Source organism: Candidatus Latescibacterota bacterium (assembly GCA_019038625.1).
Classification (GTDB): Bacteria; Krumholzibacteriota; Krumholzibacteriia; order Krumholzibacteriales; family Krumholzibacteriaceae; genus JAGLYV01.
This window is the reverse complement of the sequence record JAHOYU010000014.1, coordinates 1-23,888: the sequence shown is the minus strand read 5'-3', so window position 1 is coordinate 23,888 and position 23,888 is coordinate 1. Positions and strand designations below refer to the sequence as shown.

Below are 23,888 nucleotides of genomic sequence, written 5' to 3'. Positions count from 1 at the left end.
ATCAAGAGCAGTCTGCGCGATACCCAGGGCTTGCGATGCTATACCGATCCTTCCTCCGTCGAGGGACCCGAGAGCTATCTGCATCCCCAAGCCCTCTTCACCGATCAGGTTGGCCGATGGTACGCGGCAGTCCTCGAAAACAAGTTCTACCGTGGATGAAGCCTTCAGTCCCATCTTGTGCTCGACCTTGCCGACAGAGAAACCTGGATGATCCGGCTCGACGAGAAATGCGGACAATCCCTTTGTACGGCTTTCCGGATCGGTTCGAGCGATAACAATGATCACTCCGGCTTTATCTCCAGTCGAGATGAATATCTTCGACCCGTTAAGAATATATTCGTCGCCTTCTTTCACAGCAGACATTCTTATCGCGGAGACGTCACTACCAGCATCCGGCTCTGTAAGTGCGTAGACCCCTATCGCTTCTCCCGAGGCCATTCTGGGAAGGTATTTCTCCTTCATCTCTTCACTGCCATATTTGAGGACGATGTGGTTGGCCAGTGAATTATGTACGGAAACAGCTACGGCCGTCGACGCGCAGACACGGCTGAGCTCTTCGAGAGTCAGCGCCAGACTGAATGTCCCAAAATCCACACCACCGTATTTCTCAGGAACCGTAATTCCCATGAACCCCAGTTCCCCAAGACTGGTATAGATCTCGTCCTGGAATATCCCTTCCCTGTTAGCCTCATCGGCCACAGCTGCAAGGTCTTTCCGGGCAAAATCCCTGATGGTCTTCTGAATCATTCGCTCTTCATCTGTTAACTGGATATTCATTGAAACCCCTAGAATATTCACTGCCGAATAAGAACATACCACGTATTAAGGAAGAATAAGATACACCATCGCGACACGCAATGTCAATCTCCGACTTCCAGGACTTTCCAGACTCCGAATACATAACCACCTTCTTCTTACCGCCGGGATCCTGTATTTACTTCTTTTTGAGTGGAACAGGAATGGACCTGGATCAATATTTCTATAATTCAGACTTCTTTGATATTGCCAAAAGGAACATTATTCCTTATAAAAAGTGAGATGCACGACACCAGAAGGGAGATGGGATTTGTTTTCCAGAGAAAAAAACCGCAAAAAAAAGAAAGAATCCCCGAAGGGAAAACAGAAGAAAAAACTAAAGAACAAGAAAGCAAAGAACCAGTGTGAGGATTGTATCCCCGCTAAATGCTGCATGTATTTCTCAGTGGAGATAGACGAACCAGAAGACATGGACGACTGGAACGACATGCTTTGGATAATGACTCACAGAGACGTACAGATCTATATGGACGATGAACGATGGTTCGTCATGGTCAACAACCCCTGCAGGTTCTACGACCCGGTGAAGGGCTGTATGATCTATCCTGTGCGTCCGAATATATGCCGGACCCACACATGGGAAGATTGCGAATTCGAAAGGGATTATGATTTCGATCTTCATTTTCACAGCTATGAGGAGTTGGAGCGCTATATAAGAACATCTCTCGAGGAAGTCTAGGAAATCAACAACACCTCGAAGGTCAACCAGGCTTGAAAATCGATAAAGTCCAGCAGATCGATACTATTGGCAGATGGTCCGCACGATCAGAATAAACAGAGGGCCGGGATTCCATGTCCCGACCCTCTTCTGTAACCCCTGACCTGCCGCCAGCGGCTCAGTCATGAATATTTACATCAGAACCATCTACTACCTGAGAAGTAGCATCTTCTTGACTTCATTATGCCCACCGGTACTGAACCGTGAGAAATACACGCCGCTCGATACCTGCGCACCCCTGTTGTTAGTACCGTCCCAGGTGACTATATGTCTGCCCCCGGTGACTGGATTGTTGACAAGAGTCTTTATTAGAGCTCCTCTCACGTCGTAGACGTTGAGAAGAACGTTCTGGGCCGAAGATGATCCGCCAGGCACTGTATAGGCGATACTGGTCATCGGATTGAAAGGATTCGGGTAGTTCTGATACATGCGTGCCGTCTGTACGGGAACCTCTATTCCTTCAGTCTCGGCATAGAACTCGTCGTCGCCGGACGCCTGAAGTCTGTAGATATAAGTTAGTCCTTCTTCCACGGTCAGATCCCTGTATATCACTGCACCTGCCTGATCAGCCCTGAGATCTGCCGCCATAAGCTCGTACTCCGCGTCGGGCCGTTTCCTGAAGAGATCCCAGCTTTCCACTCCGACACTGACGGACCAGTTGAGATTGATATCTCCGCTCTCTACCAGATATGAGCAGGCCATGCCCTCGGCACCTGTCAGGTCGGGCTGGTCGACCCATCCGCTATTCAGGCTGTTGCAATGGAAACCGTTCCAGGCTCTATATCCATAATAGGTGGGAGCCTCGATATCCCAGACAAACACGTTCTGATCCCAGCATGCAGCTATGAGCTCTACATCCCCGTCCAGATCCATATCGTTGACAATCGGAGTGCCGCGGACAAATCCGTTAAGCTTGATCGGGAAGCCGGGCAGAAAATCGCCGCTAATATCCCATGCTTTCAGGAAACCGTCCTCGGCACCGAGGATGATATCGAGATAACCATCACCGGATATATCGGCTATTACAGGAGAAGATTCCGTGCCCGCTGAAGTGGAGTAGATGATCGGCCAGCCAGGCAGCGAAGCTCCTGTCGAACGGAAGATATATAGATATCCGTTCTGACCCGCGAGAATCACTTCCAGGAACCCGTCTCCCGTCAGATCGGCCAACGCCGGAGAAGAATTGAAGAAAGTACTGGCGTTGACCCATTTCGGCCACCCGGGCATCTCTGTCCCGTCATGGTTCAGTCCGTAGACTCTGCTCCATGAAGTCTGCACGATAATTTCGGGCCGCCCGTCGTTATCGACGTCGCCCACGGCCGGACTGGAAGAGATATTCGCTCCGACATCGACCGCCACTGGCCAACCGGGTACTGAAGTACCATTGTAGTTAAGACAATAGATGTTGTCGCTCGGAGCACATACGATAAGCTCCAGGACACCATCATCATCGATATCGGCCATCGCCGGAGTGGAGACGTGCCAGCCGTCACTCGCGCTTCCAGCCGAGAAGAACGGTCCATCGGTCCCGGGATTTGAGTCACCGTCTCTCAACTCGGTCCCATCGTGGTGCCATACATACACCGTGCCGTCCACATCGTACACTATTATCTCCAGATCGCCGTCACCATCAAAGTCTCCAAGTACCGGGCTTGCCCAGCAGATGTCGACCGTAGTCTTTGGAAATCCAGGAAGGTTCACACCGTCCTTGTTGAAGACATACAATTTTTTCGTATCCCACGCGGCGCCGACGATCTCCAGCCCCTGGATACCGTCCAGTTCGCCCAGGGCTACCGAAGCGGTGAAAGTCGTTCCCTCTGTGTTGAAGATACCCCATGTGATCGGTTGTCCATCGCCATCTCTAAGTTCGACTCCATCCCCGCGCCATGCATGGACATAATCCGAACCGATCACGATATCTGCGTGCGTATCACCGTCGATGTCACCGACATTCGGACTGCTGGAGCTTTCTTTACTCATCTTGTTGGGCCAACCCGCAAGCTGTGGAGGACTGGTAGTCGTAGTGACTTCCGGACTGTATGAACTCAGATTGCCGCAGGAATCGACTGCTGCCACCACATAGTAGTACCATGTACTCGATTGCAGTCCTACATCCCTGAACATCGTGTGCAATACGATATCATCACTGGCCTGATCGTACGGGCCTCCCGGTGTCAGAGAGTGATATACCAGATACCTGTAATGTTCCAGATCGTCCGGAGGATCCCATGTGATATGTATCTCGGTAGGGCCAAAGCTGGCATCGAGATAAATGCTGTCGGGTGAGGCCGACTCTCTCAATTCTATATCTCTTGTGTACACTCTTCCATAAGCATCGGTCAGCTCGAATTCAAGATAGTTTGAGGTGAAAAGATTCAATTCGGAGAGTACAAAACCACTGCCCCCGTCCATTCCGAGGTTTACCAGATCGTTGTAGGTCGAAGTGCTGTCGACGATGTCTATCCCACCATCCGAGGTGCGGATAACACCCTCCAGTCCTGCCGCTGTACCTGACCCGAAGTTTTTCACAAACACATTCAGCAGGAATGGTTCACCCGAACTGATCGTCCCGTCACCGTCCCCATAGGGGACCTCGTCCGACAATGTGTTAATATATAATTCCAGATCCGGGGCATGGACCTCGACCGCGAATCTCTCTGTCCAGAACCCACCTGTCGAATCGTGGATATCGATAGTAAACTCGATTGTCTCCTCATCCTCGACCGTTGACATGACCGAGAACTCGAAGGGGTCCAGGGCATAGACCGGTTCTATCAGGCCGACCAGAGGATATATCGCGATGCTATCAGAGACGGTCACGCCGGAGCTGTTGCTCCTGATGAATGCATATACCTTGTCGGCATCTGTCTCACCGGTGTTCGCCAGCTTTACCGAAAGAACCACCGATTCACCACTGTCGAGGATCTTATCGTTATTCCCAACGACATAGTCATTAATAACGATCTTGTCGACCCTCAGAAAAGCGGCAGTCTCCTGGACGACGAAGATAGTGTCGTTGAATCGTGCATGATCCAGCCCGGTCACTGTCAGATCGATATGACCCTGGCCCCGGCAGAGAAAATCGCTGAAGACGATCTCGCCGGTCATGTCAGTATATCCATAAACGTAATCATCGTCTTCCTTGTGAAGACAGACATACGCCGAATCGTATGGCGATCCGTCACTTGTAACCATGATCGTGATGTCGTTAGTCCCGAAGACCGCAGTAGCAGGATAGGTCACATCGAAGGTCCCGACCTCTCCACGGAACATACAGAGTTCCGGGTCGCCGAGATAATTATAAATATAATGGGTCCACCTGTCCGCCGTCTCCGCATAGGCCCCTGAAGTGTAGGGTTCCCTCGATTTCGTATGGACCTTGCCAAGCTGCACTACATCCTCGTCGAAGAGCAGGTTATAGTAATTGTCGAGGTATGGCCTGGACGTACTTGGGAATGCCGATCTGCTCGATCCGGTGACAGCGCATGCGCCACCATTGGCATTCAGAAGGAAATATTCGGCGAGGCAATCTGTATCATAAGCCACATTCGTGCAATTCATGAGATACATCGAAAACAACGCGTCGCCATTGACCAGATTTGCTGCATCATAATTAAGGATGGTCCCGGATCCTAGGGCCATATTATACTTGCCACCGTGTCCCGCGTGCATCAGATGATTGATACCTGCGTTTATCGAATCGACTGCCGCGTTCTTCGAAAGAGCATATGCCCCGGGATAATTGAAGCTTGCTTCATAGAGCCTTATTGCCTCGCGATCGGCCCGGCCCTGGATGTATGGCATATAGACATCCTCGAGGATCTCGGCGCCGTCGAGGATAATGTCGTCACCAGGTTCCCACAAGGTCGGGAAAATCACCTCTCCAAGGAGAAGAAACTTTGTTTTCGAGTCAGTTTCGGCTGGAGTCTCGTATGCTATCGTCTTGCCAATAACGATGTCGGCCTCCGCCTCGGTCGATACCGGCATCCGGCCGACATAGACCTCGGAATAAAGGTCAGTCTCATCTCCTGGGTCTAACGAAGTGTGGTATGCCTCACCCCAGATCGAATCGCCGTCAGCATTCCAGTTACCATCCAGGCATGAATAGTACATCTCTGTAGGCAGAAAATCTCCCGTATAGAAAGAGACATACGCGTATCTGGCCGGGATGATATCGGTGTCACCACCGAGGAGGACATATTCGACACCCCACTTTGCATATGCTTCGACTATGAAATTTCTGATCGTCTCTCCGCGATCGGAGCCCACCCAGAAATTCTGCTGGATCCACTCGACCGTCCGGACTACAGCTGGAATACCCTTCTTGGTCTTCCAGTCTGCAAAGGCCTGGAAAGATGGTTCCATCTCTTCACTGGTGATTATGAGATACGTTATTTCACTGCCTTCCATACTTGGAAGGTAGCTTGGCAGGAAACCCCTGTCTCCCGTTTCGACCTGGATCTCGTTGAAAGAATATGACGCGGCTTCGGAAGGATTGACGACGATCGATTCCACTTCGTCCCTTGCTCTCTCCCTGAACCCCTTGACATACCTGACTCTCTCGACGGTGTTGTCGTCTCCTGTAACAGGTTCGGTCTCCACTACAAGCTCGAAATTCGATAACAGCGAAAGCTCTCTCGTCACTGTATTGTATCTTACCGGATAGACCGCAAACGAAGCTATCAAGTAGCCCTTCATGGATCTCGTGCCCAGATGCTTGACCTGCCATGCAGGAAAGACAGAATCCTTTCCCGTGACTTCGGAAACATCGACGCTCAGACCCTTCAGCGTGCCGTCGTCAAGATAATCCCCCTCGAACGGCGACAGTGCTGTCTCTGCCAGAATGCTGATAACGGATCCACCCTCGAGAAAGAACGATCGGACACTCTCTCCCTGTGGCAGGAGGATACTTACCACTTTGAATGGTATTTCAGGCAGCCCGAGGTAGTTTGTCGACAGGCATCCATCTGCAGCCAGCGACACGACTCCCGGTTCTTTCTCTGTGATCTTCAACTGGGAACGGTCAATATCCACTGTATGCCTGATCGCCATTGCGTTCAGGTTGCCAAAAGCAAGTATCAATACCGTTGTCAGGATAAATGATCTGGATAAATTCCGAACCATCGCTCTCCTCCTGTCAGGGGATTCCAATCGTTGCCTTACCTGATGTTTAATAAAACGTTAGCGGTTTGACTCTACTGAGCAACTCCTTCAGATGTCCTTCTCTTTCAAGCACCGTCACAAAGAAGAGAGAGATGAGTAACGTTCATATATTCTACACCATTTTACGGCCTTTTGTCAAGAACACATTCGGCCCGCCATCGTCCATACCGGATTCAGGCCAGGATCATTGGTGGCAGACGACTTGCAGATTGATAACAGGAACATCCTCCCTGCGGAAACAGGCTGGAAGCGCGACTGGCAGCATATCGCCAGAATCCAGGCTAACGGCTTATTTTTCTGCATGTTGGATGAAAACAGGGAATGTGTCGCGACTGCCCTCCGAATCGGATCATAAACGACCGATCAGGCAGGGAGGGCATATTTTTCCCTGGAGAGAATAGCTTTTTCCCTCAGCACCTCATGGTGTATGGAAGCCAGACGATGAGAATACTGATGGTACTGAAAAGATTTCACCCCGATTCGCTGTTCGGAGGAGCCGAAAGGTCGGCGATCCGCCTGGCCTCGAAACTCGTGTCCTCCGGCCTGAGAATCGAATTCTGTGGCGCCAGGATGAACCGCGACTGGAAACAGAGAGAGAAGATCATAACAGGCGACGGACCGATACTGGTCAGACGTCTTCCCCATCCGCATTTGAGGTTTCTGGGCACCCTGGTCTACAACATCTCTCTTTTCTTCAACATACTTCAGGGCCGGAAAAGATACGACGCAGTCCACATACATTTCGCCTCTGTAGAGATGATGACAGCCGCCCTGGCGAGAATGATGGGCGGTCCCCCGGTTATCTGCAAAGTCGCGTGCAGCGGCCGGGCCGGCGAGATCTCCATAGCGAAGAAGCGATTCTACTATCCTCTTTTTTGTCGTCTCATGAGACGAATCGACGCTTTCGTAGCGTTGAGCGAAGAAATAGCTGACGAACTGGCAGCTGAAGGAATAATCCGGAGCAGGATCATAAGGATACCAAACGGGCTCGACCCACAGTCATTCACTGCACCCTCGCCAGGAGAAAAACAGGCTGCGAGAAATATACTCGATATAAAAAGTGATGCCCGTGTGATCCTTTTCACCGGCAGGCTTTCTCCTCAGAAGAATCTTGACATCCTGCTTGAATCCCTGCCTCTGGACCAGTCAAGCCTCCTCATGCTGATAGCCGGACAGGGCCCTGAGAGACAGCGACTCGAATCACTTGCCATGCGGCTCGGACTCGATAAGACTGTCAGGTTCCTGGGGCCGGTGGAAGAAGTTTCGACACTGTACCATGCTGCAGATATCTTCGTGCTTCCTTCCCGTGACGAGGGATTGTCCAACTCTCTGCTCGAAGCAATGTCATCAGGCTTACATGTTATCGCCTCAGATGTAAGTGGCTCATCGGAAGTGATCGAAGACGGAGTATCCGGGATACTGTTCCCGGCATATGACCGGAGCTCATTAAACAGCGCCATTCTTGAAGCTCTTTCGAACAGCGCCCCCCATATGGGAGAGCAGGCCAGGCAGAAAATATCCGCCGACTTTTCCCTTGTCTCGGTCTCAGATCGATATATCGAACTCTACTCGACCCTCTCTCACCGTTGGGAACAACCGGAGTCGGAGGACCCCGAGCCGGCTGAAGAAATAGCTGAGCACCACAAAAGGCCTCTCTTTCTCATAAACAGCTTTCCACCAAGGATCGGTGGAGCCGAACGGCTGGTCGAGTCCCTCGCTGCCGAGTTCTCACGAAATGGTGTCAGTAATACTGTCGTAACAAGATTGTCGGGTGAGGCCTCTCTGGTCGAAAAAAGGGACAGGACACTTATAATACGTATCCCGGTATTCGGATCGCGGGCATTGCGCTCACTTCTTTTCAGGTCTGTCTCCATAGCAGTTCTACTGGCACTCCACCGCCGATTCGACTGCCTTCATGTGCATTCTCTCGATGCCCCGGCTGTGATCGGGCTACTCTACCGCAGGTTGACAGGCAGGGATCTTTTCGTGACGATTCACAACACCGGAAAAGTAGAGGCGCTCAGAAAACGATTTAATGGGAAAAGAAACTTTTCGCGGATCATCGAAGAATCCAGATCGATAGTCTCCATAAACAGGACCATCGCCGATGATCTGCTCGAATCAGGATGCCCTGCCGAAAAGATCAGCCCGATCCCGAACGGAGTCGACACAGAACAGTTCAGTCCTCTCGATCCTGATGAGCGTTACAGAGGGCTGAGCAATATGGGAATCCTGGGAAGGACGATATTTCTTTTTGTCGGTAATTTCCACGACCAGAAAGGCATAGACACCCTGATCCGGGGGTGGAAGATCCTCAGCGAAAGATATCCTGATTCCGGCGCGATGCTCTTCCTTGTCGGCAATGGAATCCTTTTCGATGAGATGAAGGATCTGGCTTCCTCCCTCGAAATCGACGACACTATCGTTTTTCTCGGCAGGCGGAGTGATGTCGCAGGATATCTGAGACTCGTCGATGTATTCGTGCAACCATCACGCTGGGAGGGACTATCAATAGCAATGCTCGAGGCGATGTCCTGTGGGCTGCCGATGATCGGCACACCCGTCGGAGGCGCCGCAGAAATAATAAAGGACAGGGAAAACGGGCTTCTCGTACCAGTAGATGACGAGGAAGCTCTCTCCACCGCGATGGGAAGATTACTGGAAGACACGATCCTCCGGAAGACTCTTGGATCCATGGCCAGGAATACCGTCAAAATTGGATATTCGATGAAGAAATGCGCCCGTGCCCATATGGCGATGTTCGACGGGACGTTGTCAAAAGGAGAAGATAATGAGACTGGAAAGACTGAGGAAGGCGATACAACCTCCGACAAACGTGACAAACAGGCTCCAGAACAGGAAATTGAAGGACTTTCTCGACAGCTTTCCTGAGAGAAGTATCATCCTCGACATGGGAGCCGGAAGAAAAAAGACGATCGATGATATTGTATCGATAGACATCTACATGGCCCCCGGTGTCGACATTCTCGGAGACATCCACGATCTCCCCTTCGATGAAGGCTCGATAGACGGTATCATCGCAAGGGGTGTCCTCGAGCACGTCAAGTACCCCGACGAAGTGGTAGCCGAGTTTTTCAGAGTCCTCAAACCGCATGGTCGCGTTTTCTCTTCCATCCCGTTCATGCAGGGATATCATCCCAGCCCTGGAGATTACCGTCGTTATACGGTGGACGGCATCGAACTCCTCTTCTCCAGATTTGACAAGATCGACTGCGGTATAACCAGGGGAAGTGCCTCCTCCTACGTGTGGATAGCGAGAGAATTCTTTTCCGAGCTTTTCTCTCTGGGAAGCCTCACCCTTTACAAAGCTTTCAAGATACTCTTCGGATGGTTGCTTCAGCCGGTGAAATATCTCGATCCCATCACCGAGCATCACAGGATGGGTCACATCGTCGCTTCAGGATTCACATTCGTGGGAGAAAAACCGGAGCAGGGTTGATCACAGTACCCCGATCACACTCGATTCCGATTATTATCAGAGTTTTGTCACGATATAGATCGTCGTGAACGCGCCAGCCACCACTGAGACAGCTGCCTGGATCACCTTCAACCATTCTCTGTCATGGAGGATCTTTCCGGGTACGATTATCGCGTCACCGACCTCCAGGGTATGAGAGGAAGCTCTTTTCTTTATGACCCGGCCACCTGCCTTGAGCACCCTTACTTCCCCCTTGTCGGCCCTTCGAGTATATCCTCCGGCACGGTCGATGTAGTAAAAAGCCTTCTTTCCACTGACATGCTTGATCGTTCCACTCGACGCTACGGCACCAAGGACATTTATACCTGAGGGCGTCCCGGGGATATAAATGCTGTCTCCAGGCTTGAGGACGATATCCTCTGTTTCATCTCTCCCGCTCATTATCGAGGGAAGGTCTATGATGATCCTGGTCATCTTGACAGGGTTAACATCAAAACTGGTCCTCGGATACAAGGACAGTCCGGATGTGTCGAACTCATCCACACGCAGAGCCTCGACCATATCGAACACATTTCGTTGCTCAAGTTCCTTTACTATTCCGGAACGATTAAACACGGCACCTTTCAAAAAAGCGTCGCTTGTAAAACCACCAGCTCTTTGCACCAGATCCGTCAAGGTCTCCTTTTCATTTTCCAGCACATAAGTGCCGGGGAAAAAGACTTCACCACTTATCAATATTTTTCCGTGCTCTCTGAACTTCGGGATATTCCTGATATAGACAACGTCGCCCGCTTCCAGAACGATGTCGCTGTCACTATGCGGGCCTGCCAGCGCCTCTCCAAGATCGAATCTGATGATCTCCGAGACCCTGTTGCCGTCTTTCACGAGCCTCGCTATCTCGGCGTTCAGCAGGAATGCTTTTTCCCTCACTCCTCCTGCCATATACAGCAGATCTGTCACCGTCATATCCCCGCCGTGATCGTAGACTCCCGGCTGCCTGACTTCTCCCTCGACTGACACATTCGCCCTGTCACGCATCCTCTCAACAGGAAATATTCTCAGGATATCCCCCGGCTGAAGTGGAATATCCGATTCTACTACGGTCCCTTCGATGTATCTTCCGGAGCCAGCGTCGCTGCCGGCAGGAACCGGATCGTCGAGGACCTTTCTCAGATCGACCTGAATCACCTGTCTGGTCTCATCATCGAGAAGCCTGCTTATGAATACTACGTCGAGAAACGAGCCGGGAAGCAGGATTTCCCTGCCTACAAGATCGGTTATCCTCATTCCGCTGACAAATTCATACTCTCCGGGATACTTCACTTCCCCCTTGAGAAATACGACATTAAACCGATGTTCGTCGACATTCCGGATAGTCATTCTATCGCCGTCGACAATCTTTATCTCCAAAGATTCTCCGTTATCGCCGGAGATATCTACATTCATTACGACCCTGCGCCTGTTTTCTTCGTACCTGAGTATTTCGATATTATCCAGATATGCGGAGGGAGTGACCCCTCCAGCAAGATCGATGACGGAACCGAGAGATTCCTCCCCCTTCAATTCATATACGGCCGGCCTTCTGACTTCACCGGACACCGTGACCAGCGGACCGGCCACGGGGACAAAGATGACATCGTTCGATTCCAGTCTTACATCGTCACCCTTGCCCTTCATCAGCAGGTTGTAGAGGTCGATCTCCCTTAATTCGCTGTTCCCCCTGATAAGGCGTATCCTCCTCAGGGACCCCCTGTCCACAGGTCCACCGGCGAGGTACAATATGTTGAACATCGTATGCAGAGAGCTCACCGTGTAAGCGCCCGGCCTTGCGACTTCACCGCTGACATAGACGGTGATAGACCTGATCTTGCCCAACACGATATTCATGCTGAAGTCGGAATAGATCTTCCCAATATGGTCTTCGATACTCTCCTTCGCGCTGGCCAGGGTCATCCCCCAGAGTACAAGCTCGCCGGCTTTGGGGATAAAGACCTTTCCCTCCCTGTCGATCTCAAGATGAAATGACCTCTCGACACTGCCCCATAGATTCAGGATCAGCCTGTCTCCAGGGCCCAGAGTATATCCGGGAGGGACCGGGATCTCGGTGGAGATTGTCATATTGGAAGGTGGGTGGGCGAAAATATCAAGGCCGAACCTGGCTGGTACCGCAGAAGGTCCATCAGAAGCATCGGACGATGGAGGGATGGCCGTTTTCTTTTCACCATATATCGAGACCGGGCCTTCGGGTTCATCCTCGATCGCCCCGGACTTTTTCATCTCCAGATATTTCCTGTATGCTTCCCTCTGTTCGTCGGTCTGGGCCCTGGCGACAGATGGAAACACAACAGATCCCGCGATCGCCATGATCACGGCTACAGCGATGAAAATCGCCAACCGACCCTGTCCCCTGCTTAATAATGGCATCCTCAATCGTCCCTTCTCGATTCTGTCAGAATTCAGTCGAATATCTGTTCCCCTGTGAATCTTCAAAAACGCTGTATTATTTCATCGTAAACACGATCTTCCTGCTTGATAGATAACAAGTTCCATTCCACCTGTGATGCCCGGGACTCATTACCTCATACTCCACAACACTCTGTAATCACAGTCCTTACGCCCCGGACAATAATCCCCCTTAAAGGAATGGCATAGAAACTGTTCCCAAGGGGAAGATTTTTCCTCGAAAAGGGGCCTGGATAGAGAAGAATTTTCCCAGAAAATAAGAAGTTAAAGTCCTGCCATCCTCTTCCGATAAAACAGACAGTCAAGGGTAGTTATCTGAAATATCCGGAGACAGGCAGATCATCAGGAGAGATCGAGAAATGAAGACCCTGATATATGGCGCAGGCCTTCTTGGCCGGAAAGCATACAGCATTCTGAAATCGAGAGACGATCTGAAGATAGTCGGATTTCTCGATGATGCTCCGCTGATGACCGAATCGCTCGTATGTGGGATCCCCGTCATAGGGCAGGGCCGCGACTTGAGAAGATTGATGCGCGAAGGTATTGGAGCCATCTGTACGACTTTGTTCGACGGTGAGGCACGGATCGAGATCTCAAGGCTGTGCGAAAGGATCGGATTCGAAATAATCGCCGCCATCTCTCCCGAAAGCAATATAGATCCCGAGGCCGTCATCGGGACGGGAAACATAATCTCTGAGAACGTCTCCATAGGAAAAGGCGTTGTTGTCGGAGACTGTTGTTTCATCGCACCCGGCATCAGACTGGGTATCGGTGAAAACGTTGAGGACGGGACGAATTTACAGATCATGGATTCCGGTTCAACCCCACACAAAAGAAAAAATATAACCGTCTTATCAGAAGATTGGAGATGATGTGAAAGAGCAGGTTGCAGATTTCAATGTGATGGAGGAAAAAGACGAGGTCATCGGATCATCAGGTCCCGCATTCGAAGAGATCGTCCCGATTATCCGCCCGAATCTTCCAGATTGGGAGCCGGTCAGGGACCGCCTCGAATCGATCTACAGATCGAAGATGCTGACCAATCACAAAACTGTCGAGGAATTGGAGAAGAAAGTCGCAGACTTCATCGGAGTCAGAAATGCCGTAGCACTTTCCTCCTGCACTTCGGGTCTCATCCTCCTCATGAAGGCCCTGGGAATAACAGGTGAAGTAATCGTTCCGAGTTTTACTTTCTCCGCTACAGGTCACGCTATTTTCTGGGCAGGCGCCAAACCTGTTTTCGTCGATTGCAGCTACAGGGATTGGAATATTTCCGTAGAATCGGTCCTCGCCGCTGTCTCGGACGATACGGAAGCGATACTTGGGGTCCATATATTCGGTAACCCCGCTCCAGTAGCCGCACTCGAAGAAGTTGCAGAAGAATTGGGCATACCTCTTATCTTCGACGCTGCTCACGGATTCGGCGCCATGATGGATGAAAAAAGGATCGGAGCCTTTGGCAAGGCCGAAGTATTCAGCATGAGTCCGACCAAACTGATAACCGGTGGAGAGGGCGGGATCCTCACGACAGATGACGATGCCCTGGCCGAAGACATCAGGTATATGAGAAATTACGGCAACAGGGGTGATTACGATTGCTTCACTGCCGGATTAAACGCGAGAATGCCCGAATTCAATGCGGCCATGATACTCGAAAGCATCGAGTTGGTAGATCCCGAGATAAACGAACGCTCCAGACTTGCGGCCCTCTACAGAAAAGAACTTGGCGGGATAGATGGAATCAGTTTTCAGGATATTCCTCGCGGCTGCAGGCACAGCTGGAAAGATTTTACAATTGCGGTGGATCCATCCATCTTCGGAATCGACCGCGACCGACTGCACGATCTTCTCCTCGAACAGAACATACAGACAAGAAAATACTTCTATCCACCCCTGCATCGACAGTCGGCCTACAAGGACCTGGAACACCGCAGCGTCAACCTGACCTTCACCGAGTGGCTGACAAAGAACGTACTTACGCTTCCACTTTATTCGCACCTGAAAGAAACCGGAATAAAGCGGATAGCTGAAACTATCAGGAAAATTCATAAAAACGCCGGAAACGACTGACTGGCCAAGTGATTCGAACGGAGGACGATATGGAATCAGTACACGACGATATCCTGAAGACCCTGGAGGATCTGACTTCTGACGATCCCGATACCAGGCTTGTACACGATGCGAAGGATTCAGGTAGAAGGAATATCCTTCTGCTCGGAGGAGGCGGGTTTCTCGGAACCACTCTGGCGAGGCTCCTTTTAGAGGAAGGTCACGATGTGACCGTTCTTGACAAATTCCTGTACGGAAACGATTCACTGCAGAAGCTTTCGACGAAACCTCGACTCCTTGTCGTCGAAGGTGACATCCGGGATGAAGCCCTTCTCGAGGAAGTGATGACAGGCAGGGATACCGTTGTGAACATGGCTGCAATAGTGGGTGACGAAGCATGCCGTATAGACCCCGAGGCCACCTGGGAGATCAATGTGGCGGCAGCTGGACTTATTGCCCGGACAGCAAGACGTCTCGGCGTGGAAAAACTCATGCATATGTCGACATGCAGCACTTACGGCAAGAGCGATACCGAAATGCTGACCGAGGATTCTCCCCTCTTTCCACTCTCATTGTATGCCGAGAGCAAGATCGAAAGTGAGAGAGCGATCATGAACGAGACAGGAGAGGGTACACAGCCCGCGACATGCATATTCAGGCTTTCGACCCTGTTCGGATTCTCCAGGCGTCCCAGATTCGACCTGGTCGTCAACACCCTCACGGGCCACGCCTGGAAAAACGGGAAGATCCGTATCTTCGGCGGCAACCAGTGGCGGCCTCTGCTGCATGTTGGTGACGCGGCAAGAGCCGTGATGGGAGCGATCAGAGCCGACAACTCCATCACCTCCGGAAAGATCTACAATACCGGAGGGAAAAACATGAACTTGACGATCCTTGAAATCGGCGAAAAGATTGTGGAGCTGCTACCCGCTACCGATATGGAAGTGGAAAATGACTCGAAAGACGAACGTGATTACCGTGTCGATTTTTCCCGAATCCAGGCAGAACTCGGATTCAGACCCCGATACACGATCTCGAACGGTATCTATGAACTGATCCACGCCCTGAACAATTCGAAGGGACTGGATCCTGAAGAGCATATATATTCTAACTATAGATGGTTGAACTCAAACCCGGCCATCCTGAAATCAAGTGTGGGGTTGTTTACCTGATCCTGATCCGGCAGGGCCAGCCGAACCCGACGGAGCCCGGAACAGATACTCGTGAAGTCCCGGGATGGAGGCATGATCAAACTGATTCGAAACTTACCAGCCCACTCTTCCAATCGGCCAGTAAGGTGCTTCCTCCCGGGCAGTGTTTTTATCGATCTTCTTCGCTGAGATCGTACCGCCCCCACACTCATTCCTTGAGATAAAAACTCCCATCCCAGAGTGTGGGTATATGGTAGATGACCTGCATCAGATTCATCTCGTCTATCGTCGGGTCTCTGACCACCGGGAAAGTATGGCCGATCATAAGATGCCCAAGGTCATCGCTGTGACCGAAACCCAGCATATGACCAAGCTCGTGGGCGAAAATGACATCTCCAGCGATCCATACCGGAGCGAGCGTATTGTTGACGAATATCCAGATCTCCTTCTTGTCCGGTGTGCCGTCTTCGTTGAATTCGATCGTCCTGCTGGTGTGCTTGTCGTCGCCCTCCATGAAATAGACTATCGTCACATCGGCGCTTAGAGGGTCGGAGACCTCTATAAACAGGTTGCACCCGGTCCCATCCTCCCAGCTGGCCATCGCCCCCCTCATTTCGGCCTGCAGGTCGATTTCCCCGTATTCCCCTGGCGGGTCAAATATCATCGGGGGGTTGTACACTTTGAGTGGCCAGTTATGCCAGCCCTTGTACACAGTACTCCTGCCCAGCCAGCCTGAAGTGCCGGTGACATCCTTCAGGAAATCAAGGAAATCGTCGTATTTCGGATAATTCGGGTCGGTAGAATGCATGCCCGCGACCGGAACCATATAAAAATCCAGTTCAAAATGGGAGGTAAGTTCGGCAAGGGAATGGGCCATATCATAAAAATCCCCATAATCCCCCGTAATATTCTCGTCCCGGAGCCTCATCAACTGGGAATATTTCGGAAGGTTCGGCATCAAATATCTGCCATCCGTGCCTGTCGTATCGACGAGCATCCCGGCTGAGACCACGATACCATCGACTGGAAAGCCTGTCATTGCGTCGAACACAGTCCCATAGGCATCGAATCCCCTTACGAGGAGTGAAATGCAATTGCCGATCGGTCCAAGGTTTCCGAAATCGTCGACCGCCCTGGCAGTCGCGTAGAGGAAAGTACCCGGGTATAGGTTCCGGACCGTCATCTCCTCGACCGTACCGGCCACACCCGGCTCGGGAGCATCGTACTTGACCGAAGCCTCATGCCACTGTTCTTCTGTAAGGATCGGTTGTGTGGCAGTATGCACCCTGTACGCCAAACATCTTCCATCATAACCGTCATCACCGGGAGCGGTCCAACTCAGACGCACCGTACCTACCGCATCGCCGGTCCAACCCTCGAGGTCGTATATCCCGCCGGGTAAAACAGTGTCAGGATCACCGATCACATTTATGTACCAGGTGATCGAGTCCTGGTATTCGAAATCCCAGATCACTCCCTGAACCTCATACCTGCCGTTTTCCGGGAAACGATGGTTGAAAACAGCGCTGGTAGTGAAAGCCCTCTCCTGCTCTCCATTCACGTAGTAGGCATATCTCAGCAGATGAGGTTTCTCGTCACTGGCGCCGATCCGGAATTCAATCGTACTTCCTACCACGCAGGAGAGGCTATCCATGTCGGGGGTGATCGAGATGATCTCGGGAGGTTCATTCGACTCCTCTACGACGGTCACAAACCAGTTGCGCAGCACGTGTGTGGCTCCATCATTAACGCGCCCTTGAATACAGTATGCCCCCCCCTTGAGGGCATGAAACTCTGCTGTACTTTCGTTGCACAGCACCGAATCTCCCGACCCCTTACATGAATCGGAAAGAAAATAGACATAAGTAAGTTCGTCCCTGTCGGGATCGGAGGCCTCTATCGAGAATGTGACCTTTTCTGATGGAGCTTGCAGTATTATAGGTTCGTTTGGCGGTGAAAACGACTGTATTTCCGGGGGTAGGTTCGGCTTTAGAGGTTCGTTCTGAAAGATACATGACACTGAGAATACTGACAGAACAATTACCAGCAATAACGATAGTCTTTTTCCACTCATACCCATCCCTCTTCGTTCTCGGTGGGGTCTGCTAACAAGATAATAAATGTTTAATGGTTACGAAAGAGAATTCCGAACCGGGGAGATACCCGGGAGCATGGAACCGGTTCACACCGCCGCGTCACTCCTGACTGCGTGATTAGAGCGGATCAGAAGAAAGTGATTCAGAGCAAGATCGAACGCCGTGATCCATCCTTCTTCATCTGTCACCCTGATATCACACTGCGGCGATGACCCTACTGATACCATGAACAGATCCTTGTACGGAATCAGAGTGATACTTAGACCATACGGGCTGGTAAACCTGGTCTCGAAAGTGGCGGCTTCGACCTCTATCATCCGTGACATCCGGATAAGGGTAGCACAGAACGAATTATAAAGGTTCCGGACTTTCAATGGCGATATCCGGCCACCATTCCGGGCAGCCAGACCGACCTTATCGTTGTACTGCTGCATCCGGCATCTTTCCCTCTCGCCTGGGACCGATCATCCATATTGCCCTGGCCGCAAGTGCACTGAAGAAACTTCCCGAGGGCGGCATCCGCATGGCCAGAGTCCTCCCCAGATCGACGGGTATTCCCATCATCCCCACTTCCACATCCGGTATCTCCGGTGCATCGCCCTCCTCTCCACCATGAGAGACTATCAGGACAGACGCTCCCTTCACACTTCCGGTGAACGAGGATACGATCCGTGCAGAGTCTATTCCCGGTTCTGAACCCACAAAAAGGATCAGGATCCTTCGACCACTCTCTTCACCGTCCTGGATGAATCCTGCCGGGATCTTCCTGACATCCTCCGGAATCGTTCCGCCATAGGAAAGGCCCGTACAGTCGAACACGTTTATGACTATATGGGGGTGCCCGGGAAAGGCGAATCGGACCGCTTCAACCGGCAGGCCCGCAGGACGGGCCGCATAGACATACCTGAAGGAGGGCGAGCGCATCAGATCTATACACTCCGACCTGCCAAGAGCCGGGCCAAGATATGCTCCGGCTTCGAGACCAAAATAATACCCGGCATTCGGCAGTGAAAATCCTGTTTCGATGAGGGTGACATTCACGTCCTGAGAAACGAGCGCGGACGAGAAACCTGCAGCCAGAAAACCCCTGCAGTGTTCATCACCTGCCACGCAGATATCTACTAACGATCCTTTCCCCACGCCTGCCTTGTCCATCCCTTTCCCCGAAAGGAAAAGGTGAGACACTTCCTCCAGCCGTCTCGATCTTCTATTTTCGGGCATATGGTGTCTTCCGAATAACGGCTTCGCTGTCAAATGATCAGGAGAGAGTTCTCCTGCCCGAATTCGTTCAATACCGAATCAACATTCTTCGGATCCTTGATCCACACTTCGTCCACAATGAACCTGTACTCGTAATCACCGGAGGACAGGTGGACCTTGATCGTCCAGACGCCTTCTCTTTCATCCCTCAGCATCTGCAGGCCTTCATGCGACCAGTTCGTGAAATCACCTGTCAGGCATACTTTCTTTGCTCCTGGTGCCTCTATTGTAAAGGTGACCTCGTCTCCGGTGACCTGAGGGCCGTGCAGCCTGACCATCCAGTCTGCTATGTCCTCTGTCTCGACCAGTGAGGTCTTTCTTTCTTCGAGCTCCCGCGCCAGCGTGAGAAACTCCCATTGCAGCCTGTCCGCCCGTGTAATCCCGAAAATCGATACTCCACGAAGAGCCGATTCCTTATACTTCACCGAGTGGCTTATCGTGGTATCCAGCAACACTTCACTGTGATACCGTTCCAGCTCTCCAACGATATCCCGTGAGAATGTGGTCCTCTTCTCGATATTATTGACAAGTACGTGAAGAGCCACCTTCTGCTTCGTCTCGTTTTCCAGCAACTCGAGTGTCTCCCTCAAACGGGAAAGCCCCTGCAGGGAAAAATAGCTCGGTTCGACCGGAATGACCACTTCTCCCGAAGCGACCAGCGCGTTGAATGTCAGCAGCCCGACATTTGGAGGAGAATCAATTATCACATAGTCATACTCCCCATCCAGCCTGGCCAGCTTTGACGCGAGTCTTGTCTCACGTGCTGATTTGCCTGCCAGTTCCTGCTCTACGGCAGACAGTATCGGGGAAGATGGTACAATATCCAGGTGCTGGTCGATGGTAAAGCTGCAATCTTTCACCCTTATCCTGGGATCTTTAAGGAGGTCGTATGTGGTATTCTGTACATCGTGATATGTGACATCCAATCCAAGAGACGCGTGAGACTGGGGATCCATATCTATCAGAAGAACATTCCTGTCGAGTTCGCATAGAGCTGCCGACAGGTTGATCGCGACCGTAGTCTTGCCGCAACCACCTTTCTGATTGATAATCGATATCGTTCGCATTTCAATTTCCTCCTGTCTGTCCAGGATCGATCAATGGCGTACCTGCAGAAGAAAAGCCAAATCACCACATGGCAATCCGGCCTCTGGAATATCTGATAGATGTTTTCCTGATATCTGTAAAATCTGCTTCAACACCTGCACTATTATCCTACCTTGCCCCTTTCTTCCCCGCATCCCACTCACTCAGACGTTGTCCGTTTTAGATTTAGTTAGAGTGACAATAGTGATTTTTCAATGAATTCCCGGAAGGTGTCAAGAGTTTTCTGGCATTATCAGTACATGATCAGAGCCACGATCAGGCCTACAATAAAACCGCCTGTCACTTCGGCCCATGTGTGGCCGATCAGTTCCTGCAATTCTTCCGAGTTTATATGATGGGTCTCCCTGGCTTTTTCGATGATCTCGTTGAGCACTCTGGCCTGATTTCCGACCTCCTGCCGGAGCCCTGTGGCCTCGAAAATGAAGTACAGACTGAAGATCAGAGAAATACCGAACAGTGGAGAGTGCACGCCCTGATAAACGGCCACGCCAGTGGTCAACGTAGTCACAAGCGATGTATGTGAGCTGGGCATGCCCCCCGAATCTATCATTCGGACAATATTGAACCCGCGTCTCTGGATCAGGTCAATAAAGGGTTTAAGTGCCTGGGCCGCTGCCGCACTGACCAATGCAGCAATACCTATCTGATGGACCATCCTTCACCTTTTCTATTTTGCGGATCGGGGATCAATGCCCCTGGCTGTCTCCTTCTATATACCACTCATGGATGTTATGTATCGAGCTTATCGCGTCGGGCCTGGCGCCACGGATCCTGCTATTGAGGACCAGGATACCCGAGGGCACGTAGAGGAATGTATATGGCTGTTCCTCGTAGATGATACGTTCGGCCCTGTTGAATATGGGCCTCGCCTCGTCGAAATCGAGGATCGAGGTAGCGACGGTGTTGAGGCTGTCGACAATCGGGTTACAGTAATCAACCCTGTTGTATCCGCCTTCTGCCCTCGCTTCACATCCCCAGATCGGATAGAGATCAGCCTTGGTGCTGGCCCGCCAGGCGCTGATCACAGCATCGAAATCAGACGCCTTATGCCTGGAGAGCATAACGGTCCACTCCATCGTGACCGGGGTCACCTTGACCCCTATCTCTCTCAGCGCCTCCTGGACCATCACCTGGATATCGGCCCTGATCTGGTTTCCCAGGTTGGCCAACAGTTCGAATTCGAAAATCTTGCCATCTTTATCAAGGTACCCGTCACCGTCACTGTCCGAGTAGCCTTCCGCGGCCAGGATCTCCTTCGCTCTCTCAGGATCGCAGGGGATCGGTTCGATATCCGGATCATGGGCCCAGATAATCGGAGGGAAGGGGCCCACACACTCTTTCGCAAGGCCGTAATAGAGGTTGTCTATGATCTTCTGCCGGTCGATCGCGTAACTCAGTGCCCTGCGGACGTTCATGTTGTCAAACGGCGCACGTGCTCCGTTCCACCCTATGTAAACATATCCCCGCCCCTGGTACTGATGCACCGTCAATTCCGGGTACTCGGTCCTGAGCGCCTCGACCTCACCTGGTGAATAGATCTCCATCCCGTCGATCTCACCCGACTTAAGCTGAGTGTTTATCGTGACCTGGTCGGGGACTATCTTGAAGATCACCTTATCGAGAAAAGGCTTATCGCTGTCGTAATATCTTTCGTTAGGCACGAGTGTAAGCGACTGGCCCTTCACCCAGGCCTCCACTCTGAACGGCCCGCTTGTGGGAAAATCCTCAATCGGTACAGACTTGATTGAGACACCGGGATGTTTTTCAAGAAAATGGGCCGGCAGGATCGGGCCATCCACCGCATCCATCACCTGGTAGGGATAGATGTGATTAAAGTGGTAGACTACCGTGTAGTCGTCAGGCGCTGTCACGCTATCGATATGGTCCTTGAGGTGGATGCTGGCCCATACCACTGTCGTGTCTTTCTGCACACTGAACGTGGCAAGCACATCGCGCGATGTGATCTTGACCCCATCGCTCCATGACGCATCCTTCCTCAGATGGAATGTCAGTTTCTTCCTGTCCTCTGAAAAATCGTACGATTTCGCCAGCCTTGGAGAAAACGTAAGCAGGTCTGGATTCTCGTCCATCAAGAGAAGAAACAATTGATTGTATATGTCACGGGCATGAGCATCCGTGGTCTGCATCGGGTTCAACGATTCATAATCGCTCGTCTCACCGATGATGATCGTCCCCCCGCTTCTTGCCTTCCTTCCGCCATCGGAACAGGAAAGGAACGAGACGGCCAGGGTCACCGACATTATCACCAACACAAATCTCCATATCCGTTTGCTATTCCGCATTCTGTACCATCCTTGAGAACGCCCGCCTGCATTTTGATTTATTATAGCAGTCTGTGTCGACAGGAAAAGGAAAAACTGGATATCAGTGAGTCAATCTATGGATTGACTTCATCCTTCCCGGCCCTGCAAATCCTGAAGAATGCTGTAAAACGACGAAAATACGCTTGACGAGAGACCCCCAACGGAACGAAAATTGAATGTACCGGAAAAAGGAATGGACAGGTATAGATTCTGGTTGTTTTTTTGTCAGATTCAGGCAGGAGGCGTATTATGAGCGGACGATTTCTATCCCGCACCGTAATTGTTCTATCATTGTTTTTCGTCATATCGTTGACCGGATGTTTTGGTTCCGATGACGACAGCAGTGGTCCGGATCCGGACGAGACGGCACCGACTATCGTCGGGACATATCCCGTCGATACTGCTACCAACGTGTCAAGGACCGGCCCATTCTGGATAGCTTTCAGCGAGCCCATGGACGAGGAATCGGTCGAGAGCAGCATCAGTGGCAGCGGATCCTCATCTTTCGGTTATTACTGGAACGATGCCGGTGACACACTGTTCTTTTCTCCGAATTATCTTCTCACTGCCATTTGGACTTACAATATCGTGATCGGAAGTGCATCCGAGGATCTGGCATCCAACGAGATGGGTGCAGACTTCTCACTTTCCTTCACCACGACTCTTGATGTCGACATGACTCCTCCCACCGTTGTATCTGTATACCCGGCAGACGGGGCGACAGGTATCAATGCCGGCGAAGTACTGGAAATCGTATTCAGCGAACCGATCCACCAGTTCCATGGCTGGGATGTGGAGTATTATATGGTGATCACTCCCCTGCCGGACGATGGATACTTCCTTTATGAGGGTAACTCGGTCTTCATCTATCACGATCCGTTCCCGACAGAGACCGAAATAAACATTGAGATCACTACCGGCATCCAGGACCTGTCAGGAAACAATCTCGAGGCGCCGTATCCCTTCTCGTTTACTACGATGGCAGACGATGTCAGGCCATATCTGGCAAGCTCGGTCCCGTCGAACCATGCGACCGGAGTATCGATCGAGCTGGAGACGATGAATCTCACTTTCAGCGAACCCATGAACCCGGACATGAACATGCCCGATGAAAATGTGGACGCGAGGATCTTCAATCTGTTCGCATCCGACCCGGACTGGAACGAAGATCTTACAGCCCTGGACATCGCAATCGCGGGAGACCTTCTGCCAGGATGCACCTACTGGGTCTATTTCGAAGACGCCACTGATATGGCCGATAACTTCATCGATCCCAATCCCACCCACTATTACTTCTCCACA

16 protein-coding genes are annotated in these 23,888 nt (G+C 51.4%); 7 read left to right on the top strand and 9 right to left on the bottom strand.

Features of this window, described 5'->3' with window-relative positions:
• Positions 1-777: acyl-CoA dehydrogenase family protein (locus KOO63_00740; GenBank protein MBU8920364.1), on the bottom strand; the 777-nt coding region annotated here is incomplete at its 3' end.
• Positions 778-1,066: 289 nt separating this feature from the next.
• Between KOO63_00740 and KOO63_00735 the strand changes: the two genes are divergently transcribed.
• Positions 1,067-1,495: a YkgJ family cysteine cluster protein gene (locus KOO63_00735; protein MBU8920363.1), complete on the top strand. Its 429-nt coding sequence runs from the start codon at positions 1,067-1,069 to the stop codon at positions 1,493-1,495.
• 189 nt (positions 1,496-1,684) lie between these two features.
• On the opposite strand, the gene KOO63_00730 is transcribed toward KOO63_00735, so the two are convergent.
• Positions 1,685-6,658, bottom strand: a complete 4,974-nt coding sequence (locus KOO63_00730; GenBank protein ID MBU8920362.1) for a VCBS repeat-containing protein — start codon at positions 6,656-6,658, stop codon at positions 1,685-1,687.
• A gap of 480 nt (positions 6,659-7,138) precedes the next feature.
• On the opposite strand from KOO63_00730, the gene KOO63_00725 reads away from it, so the two are divergent.
• A complete protein-coding gene (locus KOO63_00725; protein ID MBU8920361.1) occupies positions 7,139-9,589 on the top strand; it encodes a glycosyltransferase family 4 protein in 2,451 nt (816 codons plus the stop codon).
• The gene (locus tag KOO63_00720; GenBank protein ID MBU8920360.1) at positions 9,489-10,157 is read left to right on the top strand and encodes a class I SAM-dependent methyltransferase; all 669 of its coding nucleotides are present in this window, start codon (positions 9,489-9,491) and stop codon (positions 10,155-10,157) included. The genes KOO63_00725 and KOO63_00720 overlap by 101 nt, the downstream gene beginning before the upstream one ends.
• 36 nt (positions 10,158-10,193) lie before the next feature.
• Here KOO63_00720 and KOO63_00715 read toward each other — a convergent pair whose 3' ends face one another.
• Positions 10,194-12,530 (bottom strand): SLBB domain-containing protein, encoded by a 2,337-nt coding sequence (locus tag KOO63_00715; protein ID MBU8920359.1) that lies wholly within the window; start codon positions 12,528-12,530, stop codon positions 10,194-10,196.
• A gap of 428 nt (positions 12,531-12,958) precedes the next feature.
• Between KOO63_00715 and KOO63_00710 the strand changes: the two genes are divergently transcribed.
• The 3 genes from KOO63_00710 to KOO63_00700 are packed head-to-tail and all read left to right on the top strand — an operon-like array spanning position 12,959 to position 15,820.
• Complete coding sequence (locus tag KOO63_00710; GenBank protein ID MBU8920358.1) at positions 12,959-13,471, top strand: hypothetical protein; 513 nt, start codon at positions 12,959-12,961, stop codon at positions 13,469-13,471.
• Position 13,472: 1 nt separating this feature from the next.
• Complete coding sequence (locus KOO63_00705) at positions 13,473-14,669, top strand: DegT/DnrJ/EryC1/StrS family aminotransferase (GenBank protein MBU8920357.1); 1,197 nt, start codon at positions 13,473-13,475, stop codon at positions 14,667-14,669.
• A 29-nt stretch (positions 14,670-14,698) separates the two neighbouring features.
• Entirely contained in the window at positions 14,699-15,820 is a 1,122-nt protein-coding gene (locus KOO63_00700) for an NAD-dependent epimerase/dehydratase family protein (GenBank protein MBU8920356.1), read from the top strand.
• A gap of 187 nt (positions 15,821-16,007) precedes the next feature.
• Here KOO63_00700 and KOO63_00695 read toward each other — a convergent pair whose 3' ends face one another.
• From KOO63_00695 to KOO63_00670, 6 genes are all read right to left on the bottom strand, one after another.
• Entirely contained in the window at positions 16,008-17,873 is a 1,866-nt protein-coding gene (locus KOO63_00695; protein ID MBU8920355.1) for a hypothetical protein, read from the bottom strand.
• A 108-nt stretch (positions 17,874-17,981) separates the two neighbouring features.
• Entirely contained in the window at positions 17,982-18,329 is a 348-nt protein-coding gene (locus KOO63_00690) for a hypothetical protein (protein MBU8920354.1), read from the bottom strand.
• Positions 18,310-19,116, bottom strand: coding sequence for a hypothetical protein (locus tag KOO63_00685; protein MBU8920353.1), 807 nt, complete (start codon positions 19,114-19,116; stop codon positions 18,310-18,312). The genes KOO63_00690 and KOO63_00685 overlap by 20 nt, the downstream gene beginning before the upstream one ends.
• 29 nt (positions 19,117-19,145) lie before the next feature.
• The gene (locus KOO63_00680; GenBank protein ID MBU8920352.1) at positions 19,146-20,222 is read right to left on the bottom strand and encodes an AAA family ATPase; all 1,077 of its coding nucleotides are present in this window, start codon (positions 20,220-20,222) and stop codon (positions 19,146-19,148) included.
• Positions 20,223-20,494: 272 nt separating this feature from the next.
• Positions 20,495-20,917, bottom strand: a complete 423-nt coding sequence (locus tag KOO63_00675) for a divergent PAP2 family protein (protein MBU8920351.1) — start codon at positions 20,915-20,917, stop codon at positions 20,495-20,497.
• Between the two features lie 31 nt (positions 20,918-20,948).
• Positions 20,949-22,565: a hypothetical protein gene (locus tag KOO63_00670; GenBank protein MBU8920350.1), complete on the bottom strand. Its 1,617-nt coding sequence runs from the start codon at positions 22,563-22,565 to the stop codon at positions 20,949-20,951.
• Positions 22,566-22,835: 270 nt separating this feature from the next.
• Here KOO63_00670 and KOO63_00665 point away from each other — a divergent pair.
• Positions 22,836-23,888 (top strand): Ig-like domain-containing protein (locus KOO63_00665; GenBank protein MBU8920349.1); only part of this gene is annotated, 1,053 nt, incomplete at its 3' end.

Coding starts and splice junctions, on each gene's coding strand:
- KOO63_00730 (MBU8920362.1), bottom strand. CDS start 6,658: ATGGTTCGGAATTTATCCAGATCATTTATCCTGACAACGGTATTGATA.
- KOO63_00670 (MBU8920350.1), bottom strand. CDS start 22,565: ATGCGGAATAGCAAACGGATATGGAGATTTGTGTTGGTGATAATGTCG.
- KOO63_00685 (MBU8920353.1), bottom strand. CDS start 19,116: ATGCCCGAAAATAGAAGATCGAGACGGCTGGAGGAAGTGTCTCACCTT.
- KOO63_00710 (MBU8920358.1), top strand. CDS start 12,959: ATGAAGACCCTGATATATGGCGCAGGCCTTCTTGGCCGGAAAGCATAC.
- KOO63_00700 (MBU8920356.1), top strand. CDS start 14,699: ATGGAATCAGTACACGACGATATCCTGAAGACCCTGGAGGATCTGACT.
- KOO63_00690 (MBU8920354.1), bottom strand. CDS start 18,329: ATGCAGCAGTACAACGATAAGGTCGGTCTGGCTGCCCGGAATGGTGGC.
- KOO63_00725 (MBU8920361.1), top strand. CDS start 7,139: ATGAGAATACTGATGGTACTGAAAAGATTTCACCCCGATTCGCTGTTC.
- KOO63_00695 (MBU8920355.1), bottom strand. CDS start 17,873: ATGAGTGGAAAAAGACTATCGTTATTGCTGGTAATTGTTCTGTCAGTA.
- KOO63_00680 (MBU8920352.1), bottom strand. CDS start 20,222: ATGCGAACGATATCGATTATCAATCAGAAAGGTGGTTGCGGCAAGACT.
- KOO63_00720 (MBU8920360.1), top strand. CDS start 9,489: ATGAGACTGGAAAGACTGAGGAAGGCGATACAACCTCCGACAAACGTG.
- KOO63_00675 (MBU8920351.1), bottom strand. CDS start 20,917: ATGGTCCATCAGATAGGTATTGCTGCATTGGTCAGTGCGGCAGCGGCC.